Genomic DNA, 13,307 nt, shown 5'->3' on the forward strand with positions numbered 1-13,307 from the left:
TTCACTCACTCCTCTATCCATTTGAACTTATTGTACTAGAAAAAAATAAGCTTGTCGCAAGCGACAAGCTCAATTCCCATCTTAACGACGGATTTCTTTAATACGTGCTGCTTTACCGCGAAGGTTACGGAGGTAGTAAAGTTTCGCACGGCGAACTTTACCGTAGCGTACAACTTCGATTTGCGCAACGCGTGGTGAGTGAAGCGGGAATGCACGCTCAACACCTACACCGTAAGAAATCTTACGGACTGTGAATGTTTCGCTGATGCCGCCACCTTTACGCTTAATGACTACGCCTTCGAAGATCTGGATACGCTCGCGCGTTCCCTCTACAACTTTAACGTGGACACGTACTGTGTCACCAGGACGGAAAGCAGGTACGTCCGATTTGAATTGTTCTTCTGTGATTTCACGGAACAGTTTTTGTGTGTTCATGAATCATATCTCCTTTTTCTTCAATGTTCATATCTTCATATGCCCAAGCATCCAACAGCGGAACATCGGTAATCGGTGGGTTTAACCCACATGTTCAAACATAGCATATATTTCTCAATCGCGCAACGATTGCAGAAACTTTTTATCATGTTCCGTCAACTCGGCATGTTCGAGCAAATCCGGCCGTTTTCGATAGGTCCGCTCAAGCGATTGTTCCCGCCGCCATTCCTCGATTCGGGCATGGTTCCCCGATAGGAGGACGTCCGGTACTTTCAACCCACGAAATTCAGCCGGTCGTGTATAGTGCGGATACTCAAGAAGTCCGGTCGAGAAAGAATCATCTTCATGGCTCGCCTGATCGCCGAGGACGTCCGGAAGTAGTCGCACGGTCGCATCGATCATCACCATCGTCGCAAGCTCTCCACCAGTCAGAACAAAGTCCCCAATCGACACCTCATCGGTCGCCAGTTCATCATGGATACGCTGATCAAACCCTTCATAATGCCCGCATAAAAAGATCAGATGTTCTTCCTTTGCCCATTCCTCTGCCATCTGTTGATTAAACGGTTTTCCAGTTGGGGTCGTGAGGATGATTCGAGGCTTTCGTGCCTCGAGAGAGTCAAACGCATCAAAGATTGGTTGTGGCGTGAGTAACATGCCCGCCCCGCCGCCATACGGATAATCATCGACTTTATGATGCTTGTTCGTTGAAAAGTCCCGAAAGTTGACAAAGGTCATGTCCACCTGCCCGAGCGCTTTCGCCCGGCCAACGATGGAATGATCGAGCGCCTGAAACATGTCCGGGAACAACGTCAACACATCAATCTTCATCGTCAATCATTCCAGGAATCGGTGTGATGACAACTCGCTTCGTTTCCAAGTCGATTTCTTTAACGACCGATTCGATATAGGGGATGAGAGCATCCGACTTACCTGGGCGCTTGATCACCCACACATCGTTCGCACCGTTCGTTTCAAAGATGTCATCGACGACACCGATGACAATCCCGTCCACGATGGCCTCACAACCAATGATTTCATGATAATAGAATTCATGTTCATCTAACTCGTGGACGTGTTCGGCATGAACATATAGCTTCAATCCTTTATATTTTTCTACGAGGTTGATATTCTCAAGTCCTTTGAACGTGACAAGATGAAACTGCTTATGCGGACGATATGTCGTGATTGTCATTTCTTGTTTCGTTCCGTCCACATCAAGAAACAGCGTGTTTCCTTTTTTAAAACGTTCTTCCGGAAAGTCTGTTGCCGCCAAAATCTTCACTTCGCCTTTAAGTCCATGCGTATTGGCGATTTTTCCAACATATAACCAATCCATCTCATTTCCCTCCTCAACAAAATAGGCCGACCTCAGAAAAGGTCGGCCACATCATTACTTCGCGTTTTTCGCGTTGTGGAATTTCTCCATGATCCCTGCTTTAGAGAACAAGTTACGTACTGTGTCAGATGGCTTCGCGCCGTCTGCCAACCATTTGAGCGCGAGTTCTTCGTTGATGCGAACTTCTGCTTCTGGTTTTGCAACCGGGTTGTAGTGACCAACTTGCTCGATGAAGCGACCGTCACGTGGTGAACGTGAGTCTGCTACAACGATACGGTAGAAAGGTGATTTTTTTGCGCCCATGCGCTTAAGACGAATTTTAACTGCCATGGTAATATACCTCCATCATGTGTTTAAGAATTGACAACTTTTATAGTATACAGCTTTTTCGTTCGACTGACAAAAGTTTTTGTTAGAAGAATGGAAGACCGAGGCCTTTTTTCTTCCCTTTCATTTGTCCTGACATTTGTTTCATCATCTTCTTCATGTCATCGAACTGTTTGATGAGACGGTTCACTTCTTGAATCGAGCGACCGCTCCCTTTTGCGATCCGCTTTCGACGACTCGCATTGAGCACTTCCGGATTGGTGCGCTCATGTTTTGTCATCGATCGAATGATCGCCTCGACGTGATCGAGTTGTTTCTCGTCGATTTGGACGTTCTTCAACCCTTTCATCTTACCTGCACCAGGTAACATCGAAAGTAATTCATCAATTGGTCCCATGTTTTTCACTTGAGCCAACTGTTCAATGAAATCATCGAACGTGAATGACGCGTCACGAATTTTGCTTTCTAGCTCCTTCGCTGCGTCTTGGTCCATTTGTGTCTCGGCTTTTTCAATGAGCGAGAGCACGTCCCCCATTCCAAGAATCCTTGACGCCATGCGCTCTGGATGGAATGGTTCGAGGGCATCCAACTTTTCTCCGAGACCGACGAACTTAATCGGCGCTCCCGTGACTGCCTTAATCGAAAGGGCTGCCCCGCCTCGTGTATCTCCGTCGAGCTTTGTCAGCACGACCCCGGTGATTCCGAGTTTCTCATTGAAACTGTCGGCCACGTTGACCGCATCTTGACCCGTCATCGAATCGACGACGAGGAAGATTTCATTTGGTTTGGCAATCGTCTTCACATTTTCGAGCTCACCCATGAGCGTCTCATCGATATGAAGGCGACCAGCCGTATCGATCAACACGAAATCGTGATGATTTGTTTTTGCGTACTCGAGTGCTTTCGTCACAATCTCTTCCGGTTTTACTTGATCGCCAAGTGAGAAGACCGGTAAATCGAGTTGCTTCCCGAGTGTCTCGAGTTGCTTGATTGCCGCTGGACGATATATATCCGCCGCAACGAGAAGTGGACTACGGTTATGCTTTTTACGAATCAAGTTCGCTAGCTTGCCGGTCGTCGTCGTCTTACCCGCCCCTTGCAGACCGACCATCATGACGACTGTCGGAGGTTTCTGACTAAATGAAATCGGGACGACATCGCTTCCCATCAAATTCGTCAACTCTTCGTGAACGATTTTGACGACTTGCTGACCTGGCGTCAATGATTTCATGACATCCTGACCAACCGCGCGCTCTTTCACGTCATTGACGAATTGTTTGACCACTTTAAAATTGACGTCGGCTTCTAGTAGTGCGAGGCGAACCTCACGCATCATCTCTTTGACGTCTGCCTCCGAGATTTTCCCTTTACCGCGCATTTTTGAAAGTGTCGATTGCAACCGTTCTGATAATCCTTCAAATGCCATGCTCCAGCCCCCTACTCTAAATTCTCAAGCGCAGAAATCGTGGCATTCACGTCATCCGTGAGCTCGACTTGACGTTTGAGGGTCTGAAGAAGTTGCTGACGCTGTTCGAATTTTTCGAATAGAGCAAGCTTTTCCTCGTACTGTTCAAGCATCGTTTCTGTACGCTTTATGTTATCGTAGACCGCTTGACGGCTGACTTCAAACTCTTCCGCAATCTCTCCGAGCGAGTAGTCATCTAGGTAATAAAGAGACATATAGTTGCGCTGTTTCGGTGTGAGGAGCGCTTGATAAAAATCGATGAGATAGTTCATGCGATTCGTTTTTTCGAGCGTCAAACCTTTCACCTCCACATGTTAAGTGAAATCCCTTTACAACTACCAATAGTACAGCCGTCCCAAGTACTTGTCAAGTTTTTTTCTTAACAGTAAAACTTAGGCGAGGTCTTTGTTTGTGTCGTCTTTTTCAGTCGAGTCACCCTGTGTCTTGTCTTCAAAAACATCACCGAACAATCCAAGGACGAACTGTTCCGGATTGAACACCTGTAAATCATCCATCTTCTCTCCGAGACCGACATATTTAACCGGAATGTCGAGTTCATTACGGATTGCAAGGACAATTCCGCCCTTTGCCGTCCCATCGAGTTTAGTCAAGACGATCCCACTTACGTTCGTTGCCTCTTTGAACGCTTTCGCTTGAATCATGGCGTTTTGTCCCGTCGTTGCATCGAGTGCGAGCAAGACTTCGTGTGGTCCGTTCGGAATTTCTCGTTCGATGACACGTTTCACTTTCTCGAGCTCTTTCATTAAATTGACCTTATTTTGGAGACGTCCTGCCGTATCACAGATGAGTACATCCATGTTACGTGACTTCGCAGACTGAACGGCATCGTATACGACTGCCGCTGGGTCCGATCCTTCCGTTTGACGAATGACCGGCACCCCGACACGTTCTCCCCACACTTCAAGTTGCTCTATAGCACCGGCACGGAACGTATCACCTGCCGCGAGCATGACGGAGCGACCTTCTGACTTCAATTGGTGCGCCAGTTTCCCAATCGTCGTCGTCTTTCCGACGCCGTTGACGCCGACAAACAAAATGACAGTGAGTCCATCCTGCATATTGAGTTCACGATCCGATTCATCTTCTTGAAGCCGATTCGCTACGACCTCGACGAGTGCGTCACGGACAAGGACCGGGTCTTTCAAATTGCGTCGTTTCACTTCTTCCTTCAAGTCTTCGACGAGGTCCATCGTCGTCGTGACACCGACGTCCGCTTGGATGAGCAAATCTTCGAGTTCATCGAAGAAATCCTCATCCACCTCACGGAAACGATAGACGAGGTCATTGACGGCACTCGCAAATCCGTCACGTGTCTTCGTCAATCCATCTGTAAACTTCTGTGACACCTCTTGGGTAGATGTCGTTAATTTATCTTTTAACTTTTTAAAAAAACTCAACGTGATTCCTCCATCTCTTCATCCATTTCGACGACACGTTTTGCTTCAGACAGTTCAACCGAGAGCACCTCGGACACCCCATTCTGTTGCATCGTGACGCCGTATAGCGTATCTGCAGCTTCCATCGTACCTTTTCGGTGCGTGATGATGACGAATTGCGTGTCAATCGACAGCGTACGAATGTATTCTCCAAATCGATGTACGTTCGCCTCGTCAAGAGCCGCCTCGACTTCATCGAGGACACAAAACGGTACCGGACGCGTCTTCAAAATCGCAAACAACAAAGCGATGGCCGTCAACGCACGTTCCCCTCCGGACAATAGACTGAGCGTCTGTAACTTTTTGCCAGGTGGTTTGGCCACAATATCGATTCCCGTATTCAGTAGATCCGACTCATCTATTAATTTCAAATCCGCTTCACCTCCACCGAACAGTTCAGTGAACGTCTGTTTGAAGTGAGCACGAACGCTCGTATACGTCTCCTTGAAGAGACGAGTCACTTCACGGTCCATTTCGGCGATAATGTCATATAAATCCCCTTTTGCGCTGACGAGGTCGTCTCGTTGCTCAGATAAGAATGTGAAACGTTCATGAACACTATCGAACTCTTCGATTGCATTCAAATTGACAGGTCCGATCTCCTCAATTTGACGAACGAGCAGCTTGAATTCCTCTTTCGCATCTTCGAGCGGGATCTCGAGTTCTGGTAGTAGCTCGGCGACGAGTCCGTTCTCTTCTAACGCATCGAGCTTCCATTGTCGTTTTAATTCGAACTCTTGTTTGGCCGTTTCAAACTTCCGAACAATCGTGTCTGCTTGACGTTGCGCTTCCGTCGCCTGGTCGACTCGCTGACGCATGATGCGGTACGCCTCTTCATTCGACTTGAGTGTTGTCGTCAACTCGTGAAGTCGTCCTTGGATTGCTATGAACTCTGTCTCCGCAGCTGCGAGCGTCTCTTCAAGCTGTGCCGATGAGACGACTTCTCCACTGTCGAGTCGCGCGAGCTCACGCTCTAACTGACTCAAACGGTCCTTCAAACGATTCCGTTCAGTCGTCAAGCGATCCATTTCATGCCGAACTCGCTCTTCTTCAAGGGTATGCCGTTGCAAATCGAGTTCGTTTTGACGAAGCAACGTTTCGAATTGGCCCGTGCTCTCAGCGCTTTTCGCTTGTTCAGCACGGAGTGACTCGAGACGGACACGAATTTCTGCCTGCTCGCGGTCCGTATTGGCTAATTCTATCGTCAATCGTTCTAGTTCAGCGGTCGACGTTTCAATCGTTTGCTCATAGCGCATCATTTCATGGTCGAATAATTCAAGTTGTGACTTCGCATCGAGCGAGGCACGCTCGGCCGTACGATAAGCTGCCTCGACCTCTCGAAACGTCACTTCGACGGTACGTTTCTCGTTTCGGAGTGTTGATAACGCTTGCGTGATCTTTGTCAACGCGTCTGTATACTCTTCAAGACGTTGTTTTTGCTCGTGAAGCATAGCAAGACCTTGTGTCAAACCTTGTTTCAAGTCATCTAATTCACGCGATTGCGTGAACAGGGCCACCCCTTGCTTACGACTACCACCCGTCATCGAACCGCCGACGTTGACGATGTCCCCTTCTAACGTGACGACACGGAAACGGTATCCTGTCGATTGTGCGATTTGGTTCGCGACTTCAAGCGTCTCGGCAACAAGTACCGCACCAAGAAGTGATTTTTTCAGCGTTTCGAACGATTCATCCGTCTCGACGAGCTCCGATGCCACGCCAATAAATCCACACATCGATTCGAGTCGATGCAACACTTCACTCGGTACGAATCTTGGTTTGATGGTCGTCATCGGTAAGAATGTCGCACGACCCGCGTTTGCTTTTCGTAATTTGTCGATTTCCCGTCGTCCCACCGTTTCATCCCGAACAACGACATGTTGTTGTGTCTGCCCAAGAGCCGTTTCAATCGCGGCTTCATACGAAGGACGAACACGAATCAATTCAGCGACAGCACCAAGTACTCCTGGGGAGCGCTCTTTCAAGACGAATTTGACCGCATGGAAATAGCCTTCATACGATTGCTTCATCCGTTCGAGCATTTCAATTCGGTCTTCTGTCTTTTGACGACGGCGTTCGAGGTCATAGTACGATGTCTCTGCTCGCGTTAATTTTTCACGGATTGTCGTCTCTTCTTCGCGAAGTTCCGTCTCTTTTTCACTCAAGTGTTCGAAGCGACTTTGTACTTGTTCATATTGCTCTCGCGCCTCATTGAGTGTCGCTTCTTGTGAGGAACGTTCATCAAGACGGTGTTTATTCTCCCGTAGAAGACGTTCCTTCGACTCGACGGCGACATCGATATCCCGTTGCTCCCGTTTTTGTTGGTTACTGATCGTCGCTCGCGTTGTCGCGAGTTCGAACGCTTCGCTTTGTACCGCTTCGATTTCGGAATTAAAATCACGCGAGGCTGCTGTCAATTGTTGTTGAAGCGCATTTCTCGACTCAGTCGTCTGGCGCAACGTGGCTACTTTTTGAGACAAGTCGTCACGAACGACTTGTAGCCGCGTCTCAAGTTCTGCCATCTCGGCGCTCACTTCTTCACGTTGACGAAGGAGACGGTCTTTCATCTCGGCGCCGTGCTCTTCTTGTGCTTTGGCGAGCTTGATGTCACCTGTCAATCGTTCGACATATGTCGAATGTTCACGCTCTGTTTGATTCAATTCGGTCAACTCGTCACGAAGCGTCGAAAGTGCAGCCTCGAGTTGACTTCGTTCTTCAGTAAGGTCACGAACCGAATGGTCGCAATCAGATAACTGTTGAACAGATTCTGCATGACGGATCGTCACTTGTTCAATCTCACGTTGAAGCAACTGAATTTCGGCACCCATAATGCCTGTTTCAAGTTCATCGTGTCTTGCTTTCGCGACTTTATACTCTCTTGCAAGTGCTGCCTGTTCACGTAGCGGTTCGACACGATCAGCCAATTCAAATAAAATATCATCGACTCGGGACAAATTTAACTCGGTGTCCTGTAATTTACGCTCAGCCTGTTTTTTACGCTGACGATATTTGAGGACTCCCGCTGCCTCTTCGATGACGGCTCGGCGGTCTTCTGGTTTCCCGGAAATGACTTGTTCGACCCGACCTTGCCCGATGATGGCGAACGCATCCCGGGAAAGACCTGTATCGAGAAACAAATCAATCACGTCTTTTAATCGACAAGGTTTTTTATTCACAAAATAGTCGCTGTCCCCACTTCGGGTCACGCGACGGGTCACACTCACTTCTTCATAAGGCAAACGTAACTGTTCGTCGCGATTATCAAGGACGAGCGTGACCTCGGCGACGTTACGGTGATTCTCACCCTCACTTCCGGCAAAGATGACATCTTCCATCTTGGCACCACGAAGTGATTTGGCCGACTGTTCTCCGAGTACCCAGCGAACAGCGTCCGATATATTTGATTTCCCGCTCCCGTTCGGCCCAACTACAGCCGTGACGCCGGGACGGAAATCTAATTCAATTCGCTTGGCAAATGATTTAAAGCCAGCGAGTTCGATTCGTTTTAAGTGCATCGTGACCATCCTATCCGCAGTAAGCATTCATCTGTATATTTTACCACAGTTAACAGTTCGTCAAAATGCCCGAATCATGCTATTCTTAAAAGAACTGTAGAAAGGGGAATACAGATGACGAATGAACAGATGATTGAAGCTATTTTGGATAAGATGAATATTATTAACCGCGGTGCGATCAAAGCGGAAGAATATAATGCAGCCGACCCAACAGCGGTGAAAGAGATTTACGAGTACGTAATGACACGTTCTTCCCTTTCTATATCGGAAGTTGACGGGATTGTCGAAGAGCTCGGTCAATTGACATGAAAAAGGAGTGGACCTAATCGGGTCCACTCCTTTCGTTTATAAATCTGCGTAACGCCTGTTAAAGGCGATGAGCGCTTCTTTCGCCGCCAATTGCTCGGCTTCTTTTTTAGAGCGTCCAATCCCTTCACCGACGATATCGTCACTGAGACGGGCATGCGCCACGAATTCACGGCTATGCGCCGGACCACGCTCTTCGATAATCTCATACGATACAGGACCGAGCCCTTCGCGTTGCACACTTTCCTGCAACTGACTTTTAAAATCAGTCTGTTCTTCAAATACACCCGCTAAGACTTTCGGAAAAACCGCTTCGGCGAGGAATCGTTCGACTGCCTCAATTCCTTGGTCCAAATAAAGAGCACCGATATAGGATTCGAATACATCGGCAAGTAGTGCCGGACGTTTTCGCCCACCGGTCAACTCTTCACCTTTTCCAAGCAAGGTGAAGTCAGAAAAAGCATAGGCTTCCGCAAAATTCACGAGTGACGGTTCGCAAACGATCGCCGCTCGTAATTTCGTTAATTCCCCCTCGGAGCGCTCCGGATAAGTCTCATATAAGAAGCGAGATACAGTTAACTCTAGAACAGCATCCCCTAAAAATTCTAAACGTTCATTATCTTTCCGTAACCCTCGTTGCTCATTCACATAAGAAGAATGGGTGAACGCCTGCATGAGTAAGTCGCGATCTGAAAATTGAACGTCTAAACGTTCTTCTAATGATTTGAATAATTCTAAGATGCGTGCTCGTTCCATCTCCTGTCGCCGACGTCGCTGCGCCGACCCTTGACGGTCAAACCGTCTTTTGTCTTTTGTCATAGTTCCCTCCATGAATAAGCACAAGCCCACCGCTCGGTTCCGGGCGGTGGGATGGCTTGATTACACTTTTGTTTCGATATAAGCCACTACGTCGCCGACAGTCGCAAGTTTTTCAGCGTCTTCGTCTTCGATTGTGATGTCGAATTTATCTTCGAGGTCCATCACCATTTCCATCACTTCGAGCGAGTCAGCGCCAAGGTCATCCTTGAATGATTTGTCCGCTGTGATCTCAGATACATCTTTCCCGAGCTTCTCTGCCACTGCTTCTTGTACGTCTACTAAAATTTGTTCTTTTGTCATGATAAAATCCCTCCAAAGGTAAGTATATTAAATGTCAGTCTGTTGGTAAAGTTCTCTTTTACGCCATTGTCATGCCACCGTCGACGGCAATTGTCTGTCCGGTCACATATGCCGCTTGTTCTGATGCTAGGAACGAGACGAGATTCGCCACCTCTTCGACTTGACCAAAACGGTTGAACGGAATCTGCTCGAGTGTAGCCTCTCGTTGTGCATCTGTCAAGGCATCGGTCATGTCGGTTTGAATGAAACCAGGACACACGGCATTGACTGTCACATGACGTCCCGCGAGTTCGCGAGCCACCGATTTTGTCAATCCGATTAACCCTGCTTTCGCAGCCGCATAATTCGCCTGTCCCGCATTTCCAGTAATCCCGACAACCGAGGCGATATTGATGATTCGACCTGCATTCGATTTGAGCAAAGGTCGCGTGACGGCTTGCGATGTCAGAAAGGCCCCTTTCAAGTTCGTCGATAGCACGTCTTCGAAGTCGGCTTCTTTCATTCGCATGAGTAACCCGTCACGTGTAATCCCCGCATTGTTGACGAGGCAATCGATTCGTCCAAATGAATCGACTGTCGTCTTGACGAGCGCTTTAACATCATCTGCGTTTGAGACGTCTGCCTTCACGGCAATGGCTTCTCCGCCTGCCTCCACAATCGCTGTCACAACGTCATTTGCCTTCTGTTCACTACCCGAGTAGTTCACGACGACTCGAAAACCGTCTTCCCCTAAACGTTTCGCGATGGCCGCACCGATTCCACGGGACGCGCCAGTCACAATCGCTACTTGATCATGCACGAACTTCTCCCCCTAACGAGGCGACTTCTTCGAGCGTGGTCGCCTTTTGAATCGAAACGCTCGAATCGATTCGTTTAATCAATCCAGAAAGTGGTGAAGACGGACCGAATTCAATGAATGTGTCCACACCATCTGCAATCGCTTTTCGAACACAATCCTCGAAGCGGACTGACGAATAAAGTTGTTTCGTCAATAGCACCTTCAATTGTTCAGGGTCACGATGTACAGCAGCATCCACGTTCGAGATAAAGTCGACTGAAGCCGCTTCAAACGGTGACGAGGCGAGGACATCTTGGAATCGTGTCGCTGCCGGCATCATGTAGGAACTATGAAACGCTCCAGATACATTCAATGGCAATACCCGTTTCGCACCAGCGGTTTTCAATTCAACGCTCGCCTGTTCGATAGCGTCGACATGCCCTGAAATCACAAATTGACCAGGACAATTCAAGTTAGCGATTTGAACCAAATCCCCGCTCGCACTGATTTTTTCTGTGATGTGATGCGCTTCTGTCAAATCGGTCATCCCGACGACAGCCGCCATCGTTCCGTCCTTCACTTCAGACATCAAATGACCACGTTCACGGACGAGCACGGTCGCCTCTTCTAAATCGATGACACCCGCACTGACGAGCGCTGCGTATTCACCTACGCTATGCCCAATCACGACATCTGGTGCCGCCCCTTTATCCGCATAGGCTTTTGCGAGCAACGAGGCATGCGCCACGATGGCCGGCTGTGCGACTTCAGTTGCTTGAAGGTCTTCTTTCGATCCCGATGACATGACTTCAAGAAGGTCAAACCCGAGTCGACGCCCGATTGCTTGAAGTGTCTCCGGATGATCTAAAAATGTCTGTCCCATTCCTACGGCTTGAGAGCCTTGTCCTGGGAACACCCATGCTACTTTCCCCATGTCCTCACCTGCTTTCGCTTAGTCTATCGCTTTGGCACGCTTGATTTTATCGACGACATCGTGGTCTACCATGATTTTTGCCTGTTTCAATGCACTCATGATCGCGAGTGCATCACTCGACCCATGAGCTTTGATGACAGGCGCATTGATCCCAAATAATCCAGCTCCACCATGTTCGCGATAATCAAGCGTTTCTTTCAATCGTCTTAATTTTGGTTTTAAGATGAGAGCGGCGAGTTTTGATACAAGATTGCTCGTGAATTGTTCTTTCATCATTTTCATGAGCATCGCCGACGAGCCTTCTACACCTTTTAATAAGATGTTTCCAGCAAATCCTTCTGTCACGATGACGTCCACGTCACCTGACATCGCTTCACGTGCCTCGACATTTCCAACGAAGTGGACAGGGGCCTCTTCAAGGAGGGGGAACGCATCTTTTGTGAGCGCATTTCCTTTCCCGGCTTCTGTCCCAATATTGAGAAGGGCGACACGTGGCGTTTTAATGCCACGGACGTGTTCCGCATAGAGCGAACCCATGATCGCATAATCTACAAGGTGTTCGGCCTTCGCATCCGGATTCGCTCCGACATCTAGTACGACGACACCACTACCTGTATATGTAGGGAACGTCGGAGATAATGCCGGACGCTCGATTCCCGGGATTCGTCCGATGATGAAAAGAGATGCCGCCATCAATGCCCCGGTATTTCCGGCAGACACGAGGGCATCCGCTTTCCCTTCTTTGACGAGCTTTGCCGCTACAACGAGCGAACTGTCTTTCTTACGGCGAACCGCTCGAACCGGTTCATCCTCACTTGTGATGATCTCACTTGCTGGAACGACCGTCACACGCGGGTCGTCAAGACCGTATGAGGCAATTTTTACCTCATCACCGACTAAAAAGAGTTCCATCGATTCGTTCGGATATTGTTCGACGAACCGTTTCACACCTTCCACAATCGCCTTCGGTGCGTGATCGCCACCCATTGCATCAATCGCTAACTTCATGCTTGTTCCTCCTCACCACGTCGGTAAATCGTGAAGTCGCCGTCAAAGACGCACTCCTCGCCGACATAACTTTCGACCGTGACATCTGTTCTCCCGTCCCCACGTAGCTTCATCACACGAGCCTTGGCAACGACTCGCTCTCCAAGATGGACTTGGCGACTGAAGCGGATGTCCGCTTTAGTGGTCAACGCCAATTCATCATTGATGAGCGCCACCGCTAACGAGTTGGCTTGCGCGAACAAGACGTGTCCACGGGCAATCTCATTGCGGCTAAAGACGTGTTCTTTTTCTATATCGAGGACTGAGATGGCAGAGTCATCTAGTTTTAAGTCAATCATATCACCGATGACCTCGCTCATTGAAAGCGATTTGACTTCATCGAGATGTTCGGAAGCCACATGTTTGATTCGTTCCCTTACTTCTGGAATTTTTAATTCCATCCGGTCGAGCCGAATCGTCTGGATGCTGACGGAAAACTGTTTTGATAGTTCTTCGTCTTTGATGAACGGGTTGTGTTCAATCGTCTCTTGTAACAAGCGTTGCCGCTCTTTCTTAGGTACCCGCATTCAGTTCCCTCCTAAACTAATCACTAAAGAACTTAACACCTGGTACTAATAGCAGTAT

General features: G+C 48.5%; 15 protein-coding genes. 1 reads left to right on the plus strand and 14 read right to left on the minus strand.

Annotation, left to right across the window (positions count from 1 at the left end; genetic code table 11):
• Positions 1–81: 81 nt before the first annotated feature.
• The 8 genes from rplS to smc form a co-directional block, all read right to left on the minus strand.
• The gene (rplS, locus tag KNO96_RS03580) at positions 82–435 is read right to left on the minus strand and encodes a 50S ribosomal protein L19 (protein WP_015881369.1); all 354 of its coding nucleotides are present in this window, start codon (positions 433–435) and stop codon (positions 82–84) included.
• Positions 436–549: 114 nt separating this feature from the next.
• Entirely contained in the window at positions 550–1,266 is a 717-nt protein-coding gene (gene trmD, locus KNO96_RS03585; RefSeq protein WP_026826269.1) for a tRNA (guanosine(37)-N1)-methyltransferase TrmD, read from the minus strand.
• The gene (gene rimM / locus KNO96_RS03590; RefSeq protein ID WP_214698201.1) at positions 1,256–1,774 is read right to left on the minus strand and encodes a ribosome maturation factor RimM; all 519 of its coding nucleotides are present in this window, start codon (positions 1,772–1,774) and stop codon (positions 1,256–1,258) included. The genes trmD and rimM overlap by 11 nt, the downstream gene beginning before the upstream one ends.
• A 54-nt stretch (positions 1,775–1,828) precedes the next feature.
• Entirely contained in the window at positions 1,829–2,104 is a 276-nt protein-coding gene (gene rpsP, locus KNO96_RS03595) for a 30S ribosomal protein S16 (RefSeq protein ID WP_015881366.1), read from the minus strand.
• An 82-nt stretch (positions 2,105–2,186) separates the two neighbouring features.
• Positions 2,187–3,527: a signal recognition particle protein gene (ffh, locus tag KNO96_RS03600; protein WP_214702251.1), complete on the minus strand. Its 1,341-nt coding sequence runs from the start codon at positions 3,525–3,527 to the stop codon at positions 2,187–2,189.
• 11 nt (positions 3,528–3,538) lie between these two features.
• Entirely contained in the window at positions 3,539–3,862 is a 324-nt protein-coding gene (locus KNO96_RS03605) for a putative DNA-binding protein (RefSeq protein ID WP_214702252.1), read from the minus strand.
• Positions 3,863–3,958: 96 nt separating this feature from the next.
• On the minus strand, positions 3,959–4,984 hold the full coding sequence (ftsY, locus tag KNO96_RS03610; protein ID WP_026826273.1) for a signal recognition particle-docking protein FtsY: 1,026 nt from the start codon (positions 4,982–4,984) through the stop codon (positions 3,959–3,961).
• A complete protein-coding gene (gene smc / locus KNO96_RS03615) occupies positions 4,981–8,538 on the minus strand; it encodes a chromosome segregation protein SMC (RefSeq protein WP_214702253.1) in 3,558 nt (1,185 codons plus the stop codon). Before smc ends, ftsY begins: the two co-directional genes overlap by 4 nt.
• 114 nt (positions 8,539–8,652) lie before the next feature.
• Between smc and KNO96_RS03620 the strand changes: the two genes are divergently transcribed.
• Complete coding sequence (locus KNO96_RS03620; protein ID WP_214702254.1) at positions 8,653–8,847, plus strand: DUF1128 family protein; 195 nt, start codon at positions 8,653–8,655, stop codon at positions 8,845–8,847.
• 36 nt (positions 8,848–8,883) lie between these two features.
• On the opposite strand, the gene rnc is transcribed toward KNO96_RS03620, so the two are convergent.
• From rnc to fapR, 6 genes are read right to left on the minus strand one after another with little or no spacing between them, the layout of a single operon-like run.
• Positions 8,884–9,663 carry a ribonuclease III gene (rnc, locus tag KNO96_RS03625; RefSeq protein ID WP_285800405.1) on the minus strand — a complete coding sequence of 260 codons (780 nt, stop codon included), beginning with the start codon at positions 9,661–9,663 and terminating at the stop codon, positions 8,884–8,886.
• 60 nt (positions 9,664–9,723) lie between these two features.
• A complete protein-coding gene (gene acpP, locus KNO96_RS03630) occupies positions 9,724–9,963 on the minus strand; it encodes an acyl carrier protein (protein WP_026826277.1) in 240 nt (79 codons plus the stop codon).
• 58 nt (positions 9,964–10,021) lie between these two features.
• Entirely contained in the window at positions 10,022–10,762 is a 741-nt protein-coding gene (gene fabG, locus KNO96_RS03635; RefSeq protein WP_026826278.1) for a 3-oxoacyl-[acyl-carrier-protein] reductase, read from the minus strand.
• A complete protein-coding gene (gene fabD, locus KNO96_RS03640) occupies positions 10,755–11,675 on the minus strand; it encodes an ACP S-malonyltransferase (protein WP_214702255.1) in 921 nt (306 codons plus the stop codon). The genes fabG and fabD overlap by 8 nt, the downstream gene beginning before the upstream one ends.
• 18 nt (positions 11,676–11,693) lie before the next feature.
• The gene (gene plsX, locus KNO96_RS03645; RefSeq protein WP_214702257.1) at positions 11,694–12,683 is read right to left on the minus strand and encodes a phosphate acyltransferase PlsX; all 990 of its coding nucleotides are present in this window, start codon (positions 12,681–12,683) and stop codon (positions 11,694–11,696) included.
• The gene (gene fapR, locus KNO96_RS03650; RefSeq protein WP_015881355.1) at positions 12,680–13,249 is read right to left on the minus strand and encodes a transcription factor FapR; all 570 of its coding nucleotides are present in this window, start codon (positions 13,247–13,249) and stop codon (positions 12,680–12,682) included. Before fapR ends, plsX begins: the two co-directional genes overlap by 4 nt.
• Positions 13,250–13,307: the final 58 nt, after the last annotated feature.

Origin of the sequence: Exiguobacterium sp. s89 (genome assembly GCF_018617735.1) — a bacterium.
In the GTDB taxonomy this organism is placed as follows: Bacteria; Bacillota; Bacilli; order Exiguobacteriales; family Exiguobacteriaceae; genus Exiguobacterium; species Exiguobacterium marinum.